Below are 20,009 nucleotides of genomic sequence, written 5' to 3' on the forward strand. Positions count from 1 at the left end.
AGTGTAAATAGATTGAACTTGAAAATTCATGTTAAGTGAAAAGTGGCGGAGGAAAATTTGGGAACTGAAGGAGCGGTAGCGACCGGAATTCCTAACACAAAAAATCTCTCTAGTCACGACCAATCCCAAAACATAGTTTTTTACCTGCTAATCAGTCTCTCCTCGTTCTCAATAACTTCCTTCAAATACTCTAGCAGCCCTTCCTTAAGCTCCTCATGCTGAAGCGCGTAATGAATGCTTGTCTGGATAAAACCCATCTTCTCGCCGACATCATGTCGTCTGCCTTCGAAGTCATAAGCTATAATCCGCTCCACTTCACTTAGACGGGAGATCGCATCCGTAAGCTGAATTTCCCCACCTACACCTACCTGCTGTTCACCGAGCATATCAAAGATACGTGGAGTCAGTATATAACGTCCCAGGATCGCCAGGTTGGACGGAGCGTCCTCACGCTTAGGCTTTTCTACAAGCCTGTTGGCTTTATAGACACGTTCTGCTAATTCAGATCCGTCTACCACCCCGTAACGGGAAACATCCTCCCAAGGTACGGGTTGAACGCCGACGATGGAGGATCTGTACTGCTCGTACACTTCGATCATCTGCTTCAGGCAGGGCTTGTTCGACTCCACGATATCATCCCCCAGCAGGACGGCAAAGGGCTCGTTACCGATGAACTTCCGTGCACACCAGATAGCATGTCCCAGGCCGCGCGGTTCTTTTTGGCGGATATAGTGAATGTCGGCCATCTCTGAGGATTTGCGTACCGACTCCAGAAGTTCCCACTTCTGCTTCTCTGCCAAATTGAATTCCAATTCGAATGAATTATCGAAATGGTCTTCGATTGCGCGCTTGCCTTTACCCGTCACAATAATGATATCTTCAATCCCAGAAGCAACTGCTTCTTCCACAATATATTGAATCGTTGGTTTGTCTACGATGGGCAGCATTTCTTTGGGCATCGCTTTGGTCGCAGGCAGGAAGCGTGTTCCCAGACCGGCAGCGGGAATAATCGCTTTACGGATCTTCATCTCATATCTCCTTTAACAGATATACTCATAATCTCAATTATAACAGTTCCTGCTGATTTTGGGCAGTATACTGAGGCAGGGACAAATAGGGACAATGATCTCTGGGTGAACGCCCGGCGTTGACGTTCCCAATGGATGTTGATATAACAGCACTATACAGCACTTCCATTCGAAGAGGAGGGTATCCATGTTAGACTTATCCAGTCCGGTATGGCAACAGCTGCACGGCCCTTTTGGTACGGCTGAAGCGGTACCCGGGTTATTGCAGCAGTTGCAGGACGATTATACCAAAGAAATTAAGGACGAGCTGTACTGGGAGCATCTGTTCCATCAGGACACGATTTACAGCATCACTTTTGCCGCATTGCCTTATTTGTCGCAGATTGCCACGCAGTCGGATGATCCTGAAGTTCGATTGGATATCTACGTGACCTGCGGGATCTTCGTGACGAATCAACTAACAGTGCAGAGCGGAAATCTTCCTTCTGAGTTTGCTCACCAGAACCCGCCGCTTGCTGAGGAGCTTGTCCAAGAGATTTATACGGCCTACCTCACTGCTATTGAATACCTGGGCAAACTGTCGGAAGAGATCTTCCGCTATGCGGAATCGGCACAAAAGGATGACCAGGAGAAGCGATACATCCTCGCTGCGGATGCTGCTTACCGGGGAGATCGGGCAGTAGCGGGTATATTGTTGACCTATTCGGAAGGCGATGAATACATGGTCGGATGCCCGAGCTGTTATGAGGAAATGTATATCTGGCCGGATGAGAACAGCCCCGGGATGACCGCCTATTCTGACGACCCGGTATTCAGCGGCAAGGAGAATGGTCAAGCTGTTACGCCTTCCGAGATTGGCAGTGTCCGGCCGGAAGACAGCCCGTTAGCACGCCTATGGCAAGCAGCTCATACCATCAAGAACGGTCAGCTGATGGAGCAATTGCCTTATCTCACCGGAAAGGTGAACTGCCCGGCCTGTGGTGAAGCTCTGGACATCTGGCCGGAGCTGTTGCCGTTGTAAGGGAGCACGGGTGGATAAAAGACTTGGCGGGATAGTTAGGGATACAAAAACAGACCCGGCAGAATCGGGAGCCATCTGATTGGATGGCCCCGATTTCTGCCGGGCCTTTTATTATGGCCTTAGCCAGTTATATGCGTGAAACACACGAAACCAGCCCTCTTGCGATTGGGTATGATTCATTTACTTCGCATTCACCAGTTGCCCGCGCGTAACGCCAAGCTGGTTGGTAGCCTTCAGGCTCTTCCAAACCTGGGTGCCGGAGATTTCGCCACGTAGTGCGCGGCTGTAGAGGCTGATAACCTCTGCCACCTGCTCTGGGGTCTCCTCCAGGAACTCAACACGGAAAGAAGCTACGCCTAGCTCACGGAAGTGATTGAGGTATTCAGCACCCGACTGCTCTACCGCGTTATAGACGGTGTTGCGGCAGCCTTCATCCACACGGACGGGATGGGACATGCCGATGCGGTCCTGTAAGGACGCACGCTGCTCCTCACAAGGACGGCCACAGTTGGTGTAGTCCGTGCCTTCACTCATGAAGGTACAATAGACGCAGTGTTCTGTATGGAACATCGGCAGATGCTGGTGGATAACAACCTCCATGCGGGAGGTGTCACTGTGCCCGAGCAGATCGACCATCTGCTGAATGTTCAGGTCATACGACGGTGTCACCCTGTCACAACCGGCGTCCAGGAACAGATCCACGGCTCTGTGATTGGCGATATTCAGCGAGAAATCGCCAATCAGCCGGGGATGCACAGCATCCGGGTGCTCCATCCGGTGGCGCAGGTAATAATACAGCGCACCGGTGTTGCGCACCAGCACAGCATCCGGCTGCAGCCGCAGGATGTTGGCATGGTAGCCGTTCTCGTTCGGCATATGGATGCGCGGGGTGGCCAGCGCAATGCTGGCCCCAGCAGCCCGCACAGCGTCTACTGCCGCCGGGAACTGCTTGATGAACTCGAAATCGGCGTAAATATTCGTTACGCCGGCTTCGAGCGCAGCCTGCACCTGCGGCAGGCTGCGGCACAGCGCGGTGAGCTCCGCTTCACCGCTGCCCGCTGCGGCGCCCCTGCGGGACGCGCTGCCGTACACCTCAACCTCCCGTTTCACATACACGGGAGGCTTCGGGCGCTCGCCAGCAAGCAGCTCCACCGCCTGGCGGCGGATGCTGTTCAGCTCGCGCATGGGCACGATCACGTCGCCTTGCAGATGCGACTCCAGCGCTTCAAGCTGGAACAGGGTCCCGCCCAGGCGGCCGAATTGTTCTTCCAGCAGCGCGGTATCCATCGGACGCTTCTGCGCTGCCTCCAGCGCCAGCTCCGAATCCACACGGACAGTGACGTTCTTCTGAACGTCTGTCCACCAGGTCGTCAGCTTCTCGCCTGCGCAGCCCTGCACCCGCACATGAACCGGGAATACCCGGTACGGCTTCTCGGTCTCGTAGGACTGGCGCAGCGCCTTGTCCAGCGCCGGGTCATTCGTCTTCCAGATGCGGTCCCCCACATGCAGACGGCGTAGATCTACGTCATTACGGCCCGGAACGATATCAATGATCCAGCCCTCACCGGCTTCGCCTTCCAGCTTGACACCCTTGCGGCGCAAATCGTAGATGCGGCCGCCTTCTTCCTTCTTCGTCGGATCTCCGGCGTCGAACACAATGCCGTCTCCGCGTTTAAGCGGAGCATGGATACGGCAGACTACTCCATCACGCAGGATCTGCTCCACGGTGCCCAGGTACACCCCACGGCTCTTGGGGAAGGTACCATCGACTAATTTCTTATTATTGGTGCCTTCAAGGAAACCGTTCGTGAACCCGCGTGAGAAGCTCTGTTGCAGCTCACGCATATCCTCCTTCGAGGTAGGCGTCCAGTTACCTTCAAAATACTTATCGATCGCCTTACGGTACTTACTGACCACATTAGCGACATACTCCGGGGTTTTGAGCCGGCCTTCGATTTTGAACGAAGTCACTCCGGCTTCAATCAGCTCCGGCATCAGGTCGATGGCAGCAAGATCCTTCGGAGACAGCAGGTAAGTCACATCGCCCATCGGCTTCACTTCACCGTCAATCATCAGATCATACGGCAGACGGCAAGCCTGGGCGCATTCCCCGCGGTTCGCCGAGCGTCCGCCCCACATTTCAGAGGTTAGACACTGGCCCGAGTAGGATACACAAAGCGCACCATGCACGAAGACCTCCATCGGCAGGCGGGCTTGTTCGCCAATCGTGCGGATTTGCTTCAGATTATTTTCACGGCCGAGTACGACGCGTTCCAGCCCCCAAGGCTTCGTGAATTCCACCGCTTCCGGCGAGGTAATAGTCATCTGCGTAGAACCATGAATCGGGAAGTCCGGCGAGATCTCGCGGATCATCTGCACCAGCCCCAGGTCCTGAACGATAACGGCATCCACACCCGCATCCACGCAGGCATCAATCAGTCCCTTGGCATCCGGCAGCTCATTCTCGAACACCAGTATATTAAAGGTCAGGAACCCCTTCACTCCATAGCTGTGCAGAAACGCCATAATCTCCGGCAGCTCGTCCATCCGGAAGTTGTTCGCTCTGGCCCGTGCATTGAATTTCTCTACGCCAAAAAAGACTGCATCCGCCCCGTTCGCCACCGCTGCACGCATGCAGTCCCAATCTCCCGCCGGAGCCAGCAGCTCTACGTCTTCTCTGCGTATTCCTTGCTCTTTCATTTATATCCTCCCAAACCGCCTGTTCGGCGGGTCATTTACAGCTTTTTAACTTATTAATTGTATCAAATATCACAGCTGTCTGCCAGTAAAATAGAAACACTTGGGTTTTGCTTTCCCTAGGGATCTATCTTAAAATAGGCCAGGAGTTCCTGCTTGAATAGACAAATGAAGAAGAACCAGCGTAAAATATGAATAGAAAAGAATAAATACGCAAAAGATCTCACGGTTCCCAAAATTTATATGCAGCAAAAGGAGAGTTGAAACAGTTATGAAAGGCATAATTCTTGCGGGAGGAAGCGGCACCCGGCTATACCCTCTCACAATGGTAACCAGCAAACAATTACTGCCGGTCTATGATAAACCCATGATTTATTATCCTCTGTCCACATTAATGCTGGCAGGCATCCGAGAAATTCTTATCATCTCTACCGCCGAGGACACTCCACGGTTTGAGCATTTGCTCGGCGATGGCTCGCAATTCGGAATTTCACTGCAGTATATCGTCCAGCCGAGCCCGGATGGATTGGCACAAGCCTTCATTCTCGGCGAATCTTTTATCGGTGAAGACTCTGTGGCTATGATTCTAGGTGATAATATATATTACGGCAACGGCATGACTAAGATGTTGAAGCAAGCTGCCGATAAAACAAGCGGGGCGACTGTATTTGGCTACCATGTTCCCGATCCCGAACGTTTTGGCGTGGTGGAATTTGACGGAGACGGCAAGGTCCTCAGCATCGAAGAGAAACCGGAGCATCCAAAATCTAATTATGCGGTTACCGGCCTTTATTTTTATGACAACCGGGTAATTTCTATTGCTAAGGAAGTTAAGCCGTCACACCGTGGCGAGCTGGAAATCACTTCAATTAATGAAGCCTATCTGAAGCTGGATGAGCTGGATGTTGCCTTGCTTGGACGCGGGTTTACTTGGCTCGATACCGGAACCCACCAGAGTCTGGTGGATGCCACCAACTTCGTCAGAACGATTGAAGACCATCAAGGGATCAAAATCTCTGCACCCGAAGAAATTGCTTATGTTAATGGCTGGATCACCAAGGAACATCTCCTGGAATGCGGACATAAGCTGAGCAAGACCGGATACGGCCAATATTTAATTAAGGTCGCTACAGGTAAAATCCAATTTTAAACCATAGAAAGAGTGGATACGATGAAGTTTATCAAAACCCATCTGGAGGACGTTCTCGTCGTTGAACCGGCAGTCTTCGGAGACCATCGCGGCTGGTTCATGGAGACCTACAGCGAGGCTAAATTCCATGAACAAGAGCTCCGATATCAGTTCGTTCAGGACAATCAATCCTATTCCGCTGTAAAAGGCACTCTGCGCGGACTTCACTTCCAGCTAAACCCTAAGGCACAGACCAAGCTTGTACGTTGCACACGCGGTTCGATCTTTGATGTAGCTGTCGATATCCGTCAAGGCAGTCCTTCATATGGCAAGTGGTTTGGCATTGAACTGAACGCCGAGAACAAGAAACAGCTGCTCATCCCCAAAGGGTTCGCCCACGGCTTCATGACACTAACCGAGGATGTTGAAGTTCAATACAAATGCGATGAGCTATATGCGCCTGAATGTGACGGCGGTATTCTGTGGAATGACCCCGACATTGCCATTGAATGGCCGATGGATGTAATTCCTGTACTGTCTGCTAAGGATGAACAAGCGCCGCTGCTAAAGGATGTTACGCATAATTTTGTGTATTAACCAAATAAAAAATTTTAGTTTAATTCAGCAAAAAACGTCCCGGCTCTTAGTAGCCTGGGACGTTTTTCGCTGTTTTTCCACTTACTCAAGAAACTAATTACCCTTCTACTCCCCCACCCACCCAAACGACCCCTGCACCCGCTCCAGCACCGCCTGCTGGCTCGCCGTAGCGTTGGCGGTGTTCAGTGTGATGGTGAGCGTATAGACCACCTCATTGCGGCTGAACACAATAATCTTCGTGCTCGCCGGGATGCTGTTCTTAGTCTGCTCTACTGTGAGTATGGTGGCTGGCATACCGGCAAAGGTGGTTTCTGTGACGCTTTTTACCTGCGGGCCCTTGGGATCTTGCTTGGTGTTCTGGTAATAGCTCTGCAGCTGGCTGACGGCATATTCCGGCGTGACCTCAGGGCTGGCGTAGAGCTGGAATCGGCCGCCGGTGAAGCGGTATTCCACGCTCTGGCTCTCGAAAAGATCCTGAACCGGGCTCCACAGCCGCGGAATCTCGAGCTTGTAGCCGTAGGTCTTGGAGATCTTGGTGACCGACTTCTGGCTGAGCTGGGTATAATCCTCTGACGCCAGGCGTCCGAAGTTACTCTTCGTCTGGGCAAAATCAATATCGATCGAGTTCAGTACCTCTGTAAAGCGCGCCTGATCACCACTCTGCCCGGGCCCGGAAGCCGCAACATATTCAAAATAATAACGGTACCCGTTCTTCAGCAGCAAAATCTGATATTCGGTACTCCACCCGCTGCCTGGGTTAAGCCCGATCTCGTTAATCAGCACCGGTTCACCGGAGACCTTGCCCGCTACGCTGTCCTTCAAGGTATAGGCCTCAGCCACATAGGTGTCACGGAGCTGAGACAGCAGTTCCTGGTTCCAGCTTGCCAGCGTGGAGCCCGCAGGGGCGGAGCTTACTTTTACACGCAGATAACTCCCCTGTTTGCCCGCATAGTAGAGCTGCTGGTCATCCGCACTCCAGTCGGCAGGGACCTTAAGCGCAATCCCATAGTCATCGTTGTAGCCTTCGCGCAGCCCGTTGCGGACCGTGGAGAGATCGCGGATGCTCCGGTCGGATGCGTCAAAAGAGGGCTGAAAAGAATTCAGCAACGCCGCATATTTGCCCAGATCCTTATAATTGGCTGCATTGTCATCTGTCAGATAGATCTCATACAGCCTGCCTCCGGCATAATATTGCCTGCCCTCCCAGAGCGCGCCGCTCGAATCCTTGCTCACGGTCCGGGCGTAAGGAACCTTGGCCTTAGACACAGCCTCCCGGTCCAGCACAATCTCCCCGCCCTCCTCCGAGGAGCGGACCAGATTCTCCAGCAGCCCTTCGGGATCAAGAGGAACGGCGAGCGGCGAAGCATGCACCTCCAGATAGTACCCGTTCTCTGCACTCGTAAAAGTCGCTACGCTCTCATTCCCTCCACTGTCGCCCACGACCAGCCCTGGCGGATAGTTCATGCTCCACTCCAGATAACTGTTGCCGATCCGGGTTTTGCCAGCGTCACTGTCAATCCCGCTTTGCGCTTCTATGCCTACTGCTGCCACTGGGGGAGATATCGTAACTAGTATCCCTCCGCCCTCCGCCGGAGTCATCCGCGCACCCAGCACTCCAGCTACGAATCTCAGCGGCACCATCAGCACACCGGATACCATGCGCGGCGGCGCGGCGAGCTTGATTTTGACACCATCCTTCCAGGCAGTCATGCTGCCTATCGTCATCGCACCGGTATGCGGCCCGTACATAACCTTCACCACATCATCGCCTTGCAGGGAGACGGTGCTGCCGAAAGCTTTTTTGAAAATACCCAGCGGGACCAGCAGCGTTCCATTCTCAGCAAAAGGCTTCGGAATCGTGACCGGCTTCCCGTTAACCGTTGCAGAAGCACTGCCCGCTTGAAGACTAAGCTGTAGCAGAGCCCCCTCCGCCGCCTGGGCCCTTCCCGCAGGAAAGAGACTGAGCAGTAATAATAGCACTACAATAACAGACACTCCGCGCCGTAGATGTGCCAACCTCCTCCCCCGCCCGGCTGTACCTGCCGCCTCCTCACTCTGTCGTCTGATCATCGGTCTCCCCCTCCGTCTTAGCGGCACTCACCAGAGGGTCGCCTTGTCCAAGAACAAGGCTTCTGGCTACGATATCGCCTTCACTCTGCATCAGCAGCTTGACCACTGCCCCCGGCTTGTACTGTCTGAATAACTCATTAACATCGACAAGTGAAGTTACCCGATGTCCGTCTATGGCATACAGTGCATCTCCCGTAGTGATTCCTGCCTTGCGCGCTTCTGCCGTAAGCACCTTCGTCACCGTCAAGGGCTCCTGCCCCGGCAGTCCGACAATTACGGGCCAGCTCTCCTCAAGCTCAATTCCGAGGCTCGGACGCCGGACCTCTCCATATTGGAGCAGCTGATTCATGATGTACTTCACCGTATCTGCGGGAATCGAGAAGCCCATATTTTCCACACCCACAGCTGCAAACTTCATACTGTTAACCCCGAGTACCTCCCCCTTCATATTGACCAGCGGTCCTCCGCTGTTGCCGGGATTGATGGCCGTATCGCTCTGGATCAGCCGGTACGCCGCATCTACCGAACGGTTAAGACCGCTGATCACGCCTACAGTAGCCGAATTTCTCAGGGAAAAAGAGATCGGTGTCCCGATCGCTATAACCTTTTCGCCTACCTGAAGATTGGCGGCACTGCCTGCGAAGGTTGCGGGCTTTAGGGCTTTGGCTTTGATTTTGACCAGTGCAAGATCACTGAATTCATCCGAGTATGTATCTGTGATGTTATAGCTCGTCCCGTCTGAGGTGACCACTACCGCCTTCTCCAGCCCAGCCATCACATGGGCATTGGTAATGATCCATCCGTCTGCTCTGACGATAATCCCCGAGCCGTGGGTCAGATTGTAACGGTCATCCGGTCCGCCGGTTTCTCCTCCCGCTTTGCCGATAATGCCGACTACAGACGGCGAGACTCTGCTTATGATTTGCGGAACCGGGTCTGCTGTTGCGGGCTGGCTCCATTGCCCCTTGCTCTCCTTGTGCACCGTACCTGCTTGTCCGGCCTTCATCACGTTGACAGCCGCGCCTCTCTCAGCCTCTAATGTTCCTATCCCGCTGTAGACCGCCCCATGAACAACACCGGCTGGACTTACGAATCCCGACAACACCAACAGTATAGTGCCCAGCAGTACTACCCTACTCCGGGCAGTCCAGTTCCTCCCCATTCCCATGGCTCTCCCCTTCTTCCCTGCACAATATGTTCCAAATGGAAACGGCATTGCCTTTCTTTTGAAAGGACGTTACCGTTTCAGCGAGAAAGATAATGATAATTATAGCGCGAAGCATATAGATTCTTTTCTTCAAAAAAAGACGCCTTTAGGATCGCCGCTGGCGGTAAAGGTGTCTTTAAGATGAGCTTGCATCTGAGGTTATGTGTGTCTTACTCTAGCTGAACCAGTTCATAATCATTGCATAATCGGATACCACAAAAACCAGCAGGCTTACCACTGCAAAACCAATGGCAAATTTGTTCTTCTGCGGAGCTCTAAGCAGCCGGACCACACCGATAAGTATCAGGATCGTGAATACAATCATAAACGCATCGAAGGTATGAAATTTAGACGGTTCTTGCGCGGCAGCTTCTGCAAGCAGCATGGCAATCCCTCCCTGAGAGTGTTGTCAAGCAAGTTTCTCTAATCCATATCACCTTCTATGTTATCGTTACCATTTCCGTCACGCAATAGAAATATTTTAAAAACGGCGTATTTGTCACAAAAAATATTCCTTATGGCTAAATCACGCCTCGGATTGGCGATATTCATCATTGACCGCTGTTATTTTTTTAATTTTCAAGGAGCCAATCCACCTCAATCCAGCCTACAGCTGCTGCTATCATTCAACGTAAAAGCTTCTCATTGAATCTTACGGCGGACATGCTGTAGATATGCCTGTTTGGACTTGGTGGACTGAGTGGACTGGCTGGACCTCAATACTACGATTACAATACTTTATCACCTTTAATTAAATCTTCATTGATGAGCGCTAAATCGCTATCCACCATCATCTTGATCAATTGCTCAAATGTAACCTCCCGTTCCCAGCCTAGCTTTTCTTTAGCCTTGGAGCAATCACCAAGCAGTAGATCCACTTCAGCAGGTCTAACAAACCTCTGATCAACCACAACATAATCTTTCCAATCCAGTCCTACATGCGTAAATGCGATATCTACAAGTTCTTCAATCGTATGCGTCTCCGCAGTCGAGATTACAAAATCATCCGCTTTATCCTGCTGAAGCATCAGCCACATCGCTTTAACATAATCCCCTGCAAAGCCCCAATCTCTTTTTGCATCCAGATTTCCCATCCGGAGTTCCGTTTGCAGACCCAGTTTTATTCTCGCCACAGCATCAGATACTTTGCGGGTTACAAATTCAATGCCACGACGTGGCGATTCATGGTTGAATAAGATCCCAGAGCAAGCAAACATGTTATAGCTTTCTCTATAATTAACAGTAATCCAGTGACCATAAACTTTAGCCACACCATATGGACTTCGTGGATAAAATGGGGTCGTTTCTTTCTGCGGTGTTGCTAATACTTTACCGAACATTTCACTGCTTGAGGCTTGATAAAATCTCGCTGCCGGTTTAGTCAAACGCACCGCCTCGAGCAAATTGGTAACACCCATTCCAGTAGCTTGAGCAGTTGCAACAGGTTGAACCCAGGAGGTTGCTACGAAAGACTGCGCGGCCAGGTTATAGACTTCATCCGGATCTGAGATGCTCACCGCTCTCATCAGTGACCCCTGATCCAGCAAATCTCCTTCAATAAATTCGATTTCATTCTTTAGATGTCCGATGTTATCCATAATTGGTATACTTGTTCTGCGGCGCAAACCAAATACTTTATATCCTTTTGACAACAGAAGCTCTGCCAAATAAGATCCATCTTGTCCTGTAATCCCTGTAATTAATGCACGCTTTGTCATTTAAATCCCCTCATTTTCATAGGTAGTAAGGCTTACTGATACCTATTAACAAAGCCTGCAGAATATGTCTAAGCGCTTTCTTGTCCAGTACAATTATAAAAGTGAAAGCAGCCCAATTGTTAATCATATCTGGAAAGAACGGTGACCCCTTCTTGAAATACATCGAATTTGGAATCGGAAACACATGGCTGGTGCGAACAGAGATTGAACAGCCGGATGGGACAGAGGTCGAAGTACAGGGGATCGTCCGGCCAGTTATCTTCCGTTCCTTCTACATCCGCGTCTGGATCGGAAGAACCGTCTGGATTGTAGACTCACGGGAAGGGTTCAAACGGGGATCTAAAGCTACCCGCCGTTTTAAGATTATCTTGGGCATCCGCAGTGAGTTGTAGCGGGGAGCAGACACTATAAATTACTGATCGGGCAGCATTGCTGTTGCGTGTGTTTTTGCTTACCGCCGTAGTGTGAGGGCGAGGGATATTTAGTGGAATTAGTACATCTAGTTTGGCGCAACCGTTGCATTTATATCAAATAGTTGGAAAAACAACACTTGTTGAACCCGATTTTTGGTGAATATACAGAGTTCTATGGAGAGAAGTGTACTTTTTCCAACTACGTTAGTCCAACACTCCGCTTCGGCAGTATTAAGTGCCATATTTCCAACTACGTCCGCTCTATAGCTTAGAGACTCAATAGAGGGCATTCTGACTCCCCAAAACTTATCAGCACTTGTGAAACCTGCCGCAATATTAAAATACCCCGTGCCCCCTTTGTAAGAAGGGGGCATGGGGTATTCGGGTTAATGAGGTTATTAGGTTTTATACCGCTCTTCCTACAGTTACACCGTCTCCGAAGGCTGCAACTCCATAGCCTGCGTACGTTCCGTATCACGGATCAGGACAGGCTTCAGGTAGCGGCCCGTATAGGATTCCTCCACACTGATCAGCTTCTCGGGCGTCCCGGTCGCAAGGACCGTGCCGCCGCCGCTGCCGCCTTCCGGTCCCATATCAATGATGTAGTCGGCTGTCTTGATGACATCGAGATTATGCTCGATGACCAGAACCGATTCGCCGGAATCGACCAGGCGGTGCAGTACCTCAAGCAGACGCCCGATGTCGTCCACATGCAGACCGGTTGTCGGCTCATCCAGGATATACAGCGTCTTACCGGTGCTGCGGCGGTACAGCTCGGAAGCCAGCTTCACACGCTGGGCCTCACCGCCGGACAGGGTGGTTCCCGGTTGGCCGATGTTGATATAGCCCAGGCCTACATCCAGCAAGGTCTGCATTTTGCGGTGAATTTTCGGAATATTCTTGAAGAACTCCGTTGCATCCTCCACCGTCATCTCCAGCACATCCGAGATATTCTTGCCTTTATATTTCACTTCCAGCGTCTCGCGGTTATACCGTTTGCCTTTGCAGACCTCACAAGGAACGTATACATCCGGCAGGAAGTGCATCTCAATCTTGATAATGCCGTCTCCACGGCACGCCTCACAGCGGCCGCCCTTCACATTGAAGCTGAAGCGCCCCTTCTGGAAGCCACGCACCTTGGCCTCGTTCGTCTTGGAGAACAGATCACGGATATCATCGAACACACCTGTATACGTAGCCGGATTAGAGCGCGGTGTACGCCCGATCGGGGACTGGTCAATTTCGATGACCTTGTCCAGATTCTCCAGGCCGCGGATTTCTTTGTGCAAGCCGGGACGGACCTTGACCGCCTTGTTCAACTGGCGGGCCAGACTTTTGTAGAGAATCTCATTAATGAGCGAAGACTTGCCGGAGCCGGATACGCCGGTTACCGCTGTGAAGACACCGAGCGGAATTTTTACATTCACATTCTTCAGGTTATTCTCCTTCGCTCCACGGATCTCGATCCAGCGTTCATTATCGGTTGGCCGCCGCTTGGAAGTCACCGGGATGAACTTACGTCCGCTCAAGTATTCACCGGTCAGGGAACCCGGGTCCTTCATAATCTCCTCCGGGGTCCCCTGAGCAATGACCTGTCCGCCGTGTTTCCCGGCACCCGGTCCAATGTCGATAATATAGTCAGCCGCCATCATGGTATCCTCATCATGCTCAACGACGATGAGCGTATTACCGAGGTCGCGCATATGGGCAAGCGTGGCAATCAGCCGGTCATTGTCCCGCTGATGCAGGCCGATACTTGGCTCATCCAGAATATAGAGGACACCCATCAGACTGGAGCCGATCTGGGTAGCCAGCCTGATGCGCTGGGCTTCCCCGCCGGATAATGAGCCTGCTGCCCGGCTAAGGGTCAGATAGTTCAGCCCCACATTCACCAGGAAGCCGAGCCGGCTGCTGATTTCCTTGAGGATCAGATTGGCAATCGCTGTTTCTTTCTCACTAAGCTTGAGATCTGCGAAGAAGTCCAGACAATCTCCAATCGAAAGATCCGTCACATCCGCAACATTCTGCTCATTGATGGTCACCGCCAGAATCTCTTTTTTGAGCCGCTTGCCCTTACAGGAATGGCAAGGCTTAGCGCTCATGAAGCCTTCAATGAACTCACGGATTCCTTCGGAGGCTGTATCGCGGTACCGGCGCTCCAGATTCGGAATAATGCCCTCAAAAGCAACCAGGGCGTCTTTGCGCTGGCCGAAGTCATTCTCATACCGGAAACGGATCTTCTCGCTGCCTGTTCCGTGCAGCAGCTTGTTCATATGCTCCGGCGACAGGCTGCTTACCGGTACATTCTGCGGAATCTTGAAATGCTCGCACACCGATTTCAGGAACTGCGGATAGTAGTTCGAGGTACTGCCTGTCCAGGCCAGGAAAGCTCCTTCTTCGATGGATTTCTCTGTATCCGGGATCAGCAGATCGGGATCGACAACCATATTCATCCCCAGCCCATCACATTCAGGACAGGCTCCAAATGGACTGTTGAAGGAGAACATACGCGGCGCCAGCTCTTCTATGCTGAATCCGCAGACCGGACAAGCAAAGCTTGCACTGAACAGCAGCTCTTCCTGGCCCATCACATCAACGAGAATCTGACCACCGGACAGCTTCAGCGCAGTCTCCAGGGAATCGGTAAGCCGGGTCTCAATATCATCCTTAATTACAATCCGGTCAACAACAACCTCAATCGTATGCTTTTTATTCTTCTCCAGTACAATATCTTCCGTCACTTCGCGCAGCTCACCATCCACACGTACACGGACGAAGCCTTGCTTCGAGATATCTGTGAACAGACCCTTATGCTCACCCTTACGGCCGGAAATGACCGGGGCCAGAATCTGCAGACGGGTCTTCTCCGGGTATTGCATGATCCGGTCCACCATCTGTTCAACGGTCTGCGAAGTGATCTCTATGCCATGATCCGGACAATGCGGATGGCCGATCCGGGCAAAGAGCAGCCGCAGATAGTCATAGATTTCGGTAACCGTCCCTACCGTGGAACGCGGGTTACGGCTAGTCGTCTTCTGGTCAATTGATATGGCCGGGGAGAGTCCGTCGATGGAATCTACATCTGGCTTCTCCATCTGGCCCAGGAACTGGCGCGCATAGGCAGACAACGACTCGACATACCGGCGTTGACCCTCGGCGTAGATGGTATCGAAGGCCAGGGAGGATTTGCCCGAGCCGCTCAGTCCCGTCAGCACGACGAAGCGGTCACGCGGAATCGTTACGTCGATGTTCTTGAGGTTATGGGCCCTCGCGCCCTTGATTACTATACTTTCATGTGCCAACGGTACCTCTCCTTTAAGGGGAATTTAAAATGGAAAAACATTTTGGGAAATATTTTCGATCCCTCCCAAACCCTCCCTTCCAAGGGAGGGCCCCAAGGGTTGCACCCTCTGGACACCCGCAAACTTGGCGGAAGGAATTAGGCGGGTGGATGGACGACTACTGTGGCATTAGGCCCGCTAACCCCTACGGGGCCGCTATACTTACAGAGCAGGGTACGGCTCGCTTCCGCTTGCCGCAGACGCTGTCCCTTCGGGATACGCGCTATGGCTTAACTGCACACTCTCCCTGCGGGATACGTGCTTAGGGCTTGAGTGCACGCTGTCCCTTCGGGATTCGCGCTAAGGGCTTAACTGCGGGCTGTTCCTGCGGAATGCGCAAAGAACTTTAACCATACTATCTTCAAAAGGAACGGCCTGAATAGCGCCGTTCCCTGGATCGTTAACTTCTCGGCCGGGTTACTCTGCCCGTAGCTCAAGCAAGGCATCACGCAGCTCGGCGGCGCGCTCAAATTGCAGGTTCTTGGCGGCATCCTTCATCTCGGCCTCCAGACGCTGCATCAGGCTCTGCTTGTCTTTCTTGTTGAGCTTGCCGCCAACACCAGTGAGGTAATCAGCCTTAGACTCGGCCACCTTGGTCGCCTCGATGATATCGCGCACCTTCTTGTTGATGGTCGTCGGGGTAATCCCGTGCTTCTCATTATGGGCGATCTGAATCTCACGGCGGCGCTGGGTCTCGCTCATGGCCTTCTCCATGGAGTCCGTAATGCGGTCCCCGTACATAATGACCCGGCCCTCCGAGTTACGGGCGGCACGGCCGATCGTCTGGATCAGCGAACGCTCGGAACGGAGGAAGCCTTCCTTGTCAGCATCCAGAATCGCGACTAGCGACACCTCCGGCAGGTCAAGACCTTCTCTGAGCAGGTTAATACCGACCAACACATGGAAGGTGCCTAGACGGAGATCACGCAGAATCGCCATCCGCTCCAGTGTCTTGATATCGGAGTGCATATAACGTACCTTGATGCCAATCTCCTTGAAGTAGTCCGTCAGGTCCTCAGACATCTTCTTCGTAAGGGTGGTGACGAGAACACGCTCATCGCGTTCTACCCGGTCACGGATTTCATTGATCAGATCATCGATCTGCCCTTCGGTAGGGCGCACTTCAATGATCGGATCAAGCAGACCGGTAGGACGGATAATCTGCTGGACCATCGTATCGCAATGCTCCATCTCATAAGGTCCAGGTGTTGCGGACACGTATACAATCTGGCTCACCTTGTCTTCGAATTCCTCGAATTGCAGCGGACGGTTATCCAGTGCAGACGGCAGGCGGAACCCGTGTTCTACAAGGACTGTCTTACGCGCACGGTCACCGTTATACATCGCCCGGATCTGCGGCAGCGTCACATGAGACTCGTCAATCACAATCAGCATGTCATCCGGGAAATAGTCCATCAATGTATAAGGAGTCGCTCCCGGCTCCCGGAAGGTAAGCGGACCGGAATAGTTCTCGATCCCTGAACAGAAGCCGACTTCCTTCATCATCTCGATATCATAACGGGTCCGCTGCTCCAGCCGCTGGGCCTCCAGCAGCTTGCCTGCTTCACGGAGCACAGCCAGCCGCTCCTCCAGCTCACGCTCAATATTGACCAGCGCTACACGCATGGTCTCTTCCTGGGTAACGAAGTGAGACGCCGGGAAAATCGCGATATGATCGCGTTCGCCGATCAGCTCGCCTGTCAGAACATCAATTTCCGTAATCCGTTCGATCTCGTCTCCGAACAGCTCTACCCGGATCGCATGCTCGCCCTGGGATGCCGGGAAGATCTCAACGACATCCCCGCGCACACGGAACGTACCGCGCACGAAATTAATATCATTGCGCTGATACTGGATATCTACGAGCCGGCTCAGAATCTGATTACGCGGCTTCTCCATTCCTACACGCAGCGAGAGCAGCAGGCTTCCGTATTCCTGCGGCGAACCGAGACCATAAATACAGGACACACTCGCCACAATAATGACATCACGGCGTTCGAACAGCGAGCTTGTTGCCGAGTGGCGGAGCTTGTCGATTTCTTCATTTATGCTGGAGTCTTTCTCAATGTAGGTATCGGAGGAAGGAATGTACGCCTCTGGCTGGTAGTAATCGTAGTAACTGACGAAGTAATCCACGGAATTGCTCGGAAAAAATTCTTTGAACTCACTCGCCAGCTGCGCAGCAAGCGTCTTGTTGTGCGCAATAACCAGCGTGGGGCGGTTCAACTTGGAAATCACTTGTGCGATGGTAAAGGTCTTGCCTGTACCGGTCGCTCCCAGCAGCGTCTGGTGCTTTTTGCCCTGCCGGATGCCGTCCAATAACTCTTCTATGGCATGAGGCTGATCGCCCTGGGGTGTATACTCGGACTCCAGTTCAAAAGTCTTCGTACTGACGACAATATCACTCATTTGCCCGTCTCCCCTCTATCGTCTAGAATATATGAATATATTATAATTTTAACCCTAATCATCCTTCATCCATACCAAGCTGAAAAATATGGAAGATAGGAATGCACGTTCCCGTTTATTATACAGCGTTGCCCAGACTGTTGCAAACCATAATATATAGAAATTTAAGGAGCCTGAATTTATGGATTTCATTACAATACTCGGCCTGCTGGCCGGAATTGCCGCTATGATCGGCGGTTTTCTGTGGGAGGGCGGCAGCCTGTCCGGCCTGCTGCAGCCCAATGCTGCCCTGATCGTATTCGGCGGCACCCTTGCGGCTGTACTCATCAGCTTCCCGGCGTCCAAGCTCCGCAGCATTCCGGCGGCGCTCCGCCTGGCTTTTGGCAGACAACGGGATACCAGCCGGGAACAAGCCGAAGAATTGATTGCTATGGCTGCACTAACGCGGCGCGGCGGTGTTCTCGCCCTGGAGAAACGAGCGGAGGAACATCCCGACCCCTTCACCCGTGAAGGCCTGTTTCTGATTGTCGACGGCAATGACCCGGATCAGGTCCGGCAGATTCTGGAGCTTGGGATGGATGCCAAGGAACTGAAATATGAAGGCTATGCCAAAATATTCGAAGCCGCCGGCGGCTATGCACCGACCATGGGCATTATCGGTACCGTTATGGGCCTGATCCGGGTTCTGAGCAACTTAACGGACCCTTCGAATCTGGGCGCGTCCATTGCCGTAGCTTTTACAGCAACGCTCTATGGCGTAGCCAGCGCCAATCTAATCTTTTTACCCATTGCCTCCAAAATCAAATCCCGCAGCCAAAGTGAGCTAGGCACCATGGAGATGCTGCTCGTCGGCATTCTGTCCCTGCAGAACGGGGACCACCCGCATCTGGTCCGTCAAAAGCTGGCCCCTTTCCTGGCAGACGCCCCTAAACGCAGCGCCAGCACCAGCACCAGTCCGGGAGACCCGTTATGAGACAAAGAAACCGCCGGCAGCACCGCGCCGCCGCAGGGAAAGAGAGCCGGGACCGCTGGATGATTACCTATGCGGATCTGATCACGCTTCTGCTTATTTTCTTCGTGATTCTGTATGCCATGAGCAGTCTCGATTCGCAGAAATATGCCATTGTCAGCGGCTCCTTATCGGATACCTTCAAGAGCGGAAGTACAGTACTGGAAGGCGGAAGCGGCGTTCTGGAGGGCAATCAGGGCATTACAGGGACTGACGTTTCGAAGGGTCATAATGAAGACGGCAGCACCGCTGACACGCCTTCGGCCACAGACTCTGGGGATGCGAACGGACTCAATGGACACGGGGCAGATACACCTGCAGCCGGACAAGAAGGAGATGGGGCTGGACACCAGCCGTCTGCGCGCGAGCTTGCTTTTCGTGAACAGGAGGCGAAGCTGGCTGCGCTTATGGGCGTTATCACCCAATACGTGGAGGAGAATAACCTGGGTGAGCAGATTTTTGTTGCCGATAAGCCGCAGGGCATTGCGATCACGCTCAGTGACCGCTTCCTGTTCGATGCGGGTAAGGCTGAGCTGAAATCGCCTGCACTCCCTGCACTGCGCCAGCTCTCCGGCCTGTTCCGCGGCATCGGCGCCACCATCAGCATCGAAGGCCACACCGACAATGTTCCCGTGACGCCAGGCTCAGTGTACAAAGACAACTGGGAGCTATCGGGCGCCCGGGCGCTGTCGGTCCTGCGCTTTTTTCTGGACAAAGAGGGGCTGAGCCCCGATACCTTCCAGTACGCGGGTTATGCCGATACCCGGCCTGCATATGATAATGCGACCACCGAAGGCAGACAGAAGAACCGCCGGGTCGAACTCATTGTTCTGCGCCAGCTGCAGGAGACGGAATAATATACAGACGCAAAAAGACAGACCTCTCACATTAGTAACATCTAATGTAATAAAGAGAGGTCTGCCGTATTAACATCCGCTTCCGCAAATAAGCTAACTTTTATTCCCCAACCAGTTCCTTGTACGCAGCCGCATCCAGCAGGCCGGTTACTGCCTCTGCGAACTCAGCATCAAGCTCCAGCTCAAAAATCCAACCGTCTCCGTAGGGCTGATCGTTGATCAGCTCCGGGCTGGCCTCCAGCGCATCGTTGATCTTGGTCACCTTACCGGATACGGGTGAATATAGCTCCGATACCGTCTTCACGGACTCAATACTGCCCACGCTGTCACCAGCGGAGATTGCCGCGCCGACTTCCGGGAATTCTACAAACACGATATCGCCGAGCAGATGCTGCGCATGATCCGTAATCCCTACACGTACTACGCGTCCCTCGCCCTGCTGCGCCCACTCATGCTCTTCGCTGTATAGCAGGTTGTCAAGCACTTCACTCATGTCCAAGCCGCCTCTTTTCC

At 52.7% G+C, this 20,009-nt stretch carries 15 protein-coding genes; 6 read left to right on the top strand and 9 right to left on the bottom strand.

Features of this window, described 5'->3' with window-relative positions; translation table 11 throughout:
• Positions 1–140: 140 nt before the first annotated feature.
• A complete protein-coding gene (gene galU, locus NST26_RS29740; RefSeq protein ID WP_339311798.1) occupies positions 141–1,028 on the bottom strand; it encodes a UTP--glucose-1-phosphate uridylyltransferase GalU in 888 nt (295 codons plus the stop codon).
• 187 nt (positions 1,029–1,215) lie between these two features.
• Here galU and NST26_RS29745 point away from each other — a divergent pair, with 187 nt between their 5' ends.
• Positions 1,216–2,049 (top strand): hypothetical protein, encoded by an 834-nt coding sequence (locus NST26_RS29745; protein WP_340980501.1) that lies wholly within the window; start codon positions 1,216–1,218, stop codon positions 2,047–2,049.
• A 180-nt stretch (positions 2,050–2,229) separates the two neighbouring features.
• Here the strand turns inward: NST26_RS29745 and NST26_RS29750 are convergent, their stop codons facing one another.
• Positions 2,230–4,749, bottom strand: coding sequence for a DUF3656 domain-containing U32 family peptidase (locus NST26_RS29750; RefSeq protein ID WP_340980502.1), 2,520 nt, complete (start codon positions 4,747–4,749; stop codon positions 2,230–2,232).
• Between the two features lie 268 nt (positions 4,750–5,017).
• Between NST26_RS29750 and rfbA the strand changes: the two genes are divergently transcribed.
• Positions 5,018–5,896, top strand: a complete 879-nt coding sequence (gene rfbA / locus NST26_RS29755) for a glucose-1-phosphate thymidylyltransferase RfbA (RefSeq protein ID WP_339220632.1) — start codon at positions 5,018–5,020, stop codon at positions 5,894–5,896.
• Between the two features lie 21 nt (positions 5,897–5,917).
• Entirely contained in the window at positions 5,918–6,472 is a 555-nt protein-coding gene (rfbC, locus tag NST26_RS29760; RefSeq protein ID WP_339220634.1) for a dTDP-4-dehydrorhamnose 3,5-epimerase, read from the top strand.
• Between the two features lie 105 nt (positions 6,473–6,577).
• Here the strand turns inward: rfbC and NST26_RS29765 are convergent, their stop codons facing one another.
• From NST26_RS29765 to gmd, 4 genes are all read right to left on the bottom strand, one after another.
• On the bottom strand, positions 6,578–8,542 hold the full coding sequence (locus NST26_RS29765; RefSeq protein ID WP_340957789.1) for a stalk domain-containing protein: 1,965 nt from the start codon (positions 8,540–8,542) through the stop codon (positions 6,578–6,580).
• Complete coding sequence (locus NST26_RS29770) at positions 8,523–9,704, bottom strand: S1C family serine protease (protein WP_340957786.1); 1,182 nt, start codon at positions 9,702–9,704, stop codon at positions 8,523–8,525. Before NST26_RS29770 ends, NST26_RS29765 begins: the two co-directional genes overlap by 20 nt.
• 220 nt (positions 9,705–9,924) lie before the next feature.
• Positions 9,925–10,134 carry a hypothetical protein gene (locus NST26_RS29775; RefSeq protein ID WP_036721132.1) on the bottom strand — a complete coding sequence of 70 codons (210 nt, stop codon included), beginning with the start codon at positions 10,132–10,134 and terminating at the stop codon, positions 9,925–9,927.
• Positions 10,135–10,477: 343 nt separating this feature from the next.
• Positions 10,478–11,467 (bottom strand): GDP-mannose 4,6-dehydratase, encoded by a 990-nt coding sequence (gene gmd, locus NST26_RS29780; protein ID WP_340957784.1) that lies wholly within the window; start codon positions 11,465–11,467, stop codon positions 10,478–10,480.
• A 152-nt stretch (positions 11,468–11,619) separates the two neighbouring features.
• Between gmd and NST26_RS29785 the strand changes: the two genes are divergently transcribed.
• Positions 11,620–11,859, top strand: a complete 240-nt coding sequence (locus NST26_RS29785; RefSeq protein ID WP_339251707.1) for a DUF3977 family protein — start codon at positions 11,620–11,622, stop codon at positions 11,857–11,859.
• A gap of 446 nt (positions 11,860–12,305) precedes the next feature.
• Here NST26_RS29785 and uvrA read toward each other — a convergent pair whose 3' ends face one another.
• A complete protein-coding gene (uvrA, locus tag NST26_RS29790) occupies positions 12,306–15,182 on the bottom strand; it encodes an excinuclease ABC subunit UvrA (RefSeq protein WP_340957780.1) in 2,877 nt (958 codons plus the stop codon).
• A 456-nt stretch (positions 15,183–15,638) separates the two neighbouring features.
• Complete coding sequence (uvrB, locus tag NST26_RS29795; protein ID WP_076080117.1) at positions 15,639–17,630, bottom strand: excinuclease ABC subunit UvrB; 1,992 nt, start codon at positions 17,628–17,630, stop codon at positions 15,639–15,641.
• Positions 17,631–17,811: 181 nt separating this feature from the next.
• Here uvrB and NST26_RS29800 point away from each other — a divergent pair, with 181 nt between their 5' ends.
• Both NST26_RS29800 and NST26_RS29805 read left to right on the top strand, forming a co-directional pair.
• Positions 17,812–18,603, top strand: a complete 792-nt coding sequence (locus NST26_RS29800) for a flagellar motor protein (RefSeq protein WP_036721143.1) — start codon at positions 17,812–17,814, stop codon at positions 18,601–18,603.
• Positions 18,600–19,496, top strand: a complete 897-nt coding sequence (locus NST26_RS29805; protein WP_340957777.1) for a flagellar motor protein MotB — start codon at positions 18,600–18,602, stop codon at positions 19,494–19,496. Before NST26_RS29800 ends, NST26_RS29805 begins: the two co-directional genes overlap by 4 nt.
• Before the next feature lie 100 nt (positions 19,497–19,596).
• On the opposite strand, the gene gcvH is transcribed toward NST26_RS29805, so the two are convergent.
• Positions 19,597–19,989, bottom strand: a complete 393-nt coding sequence (gcvH, locus tag NST26_RS29810; protein WP_036721148.1) for a glycine cleavage system protein GcvH — start codon at positions 19,987–19,989, stop codon at positions 19,597–19,599.
• Positions 19,990–20,009 lie beyond the last annotated feature (20 nt).

This window comes from Paenibacillus sp. FSL R7-0128 (assembly GCF_038002245.1).
In the GTDB taxonomy this organism is placed as follows: domain Bacteria; phylum Bacillota; class Bacilli; order Paenibacillales; family Paenibacillaceae; genus Paenibacillus_AQ; species Paenibacillus_AQ silagei.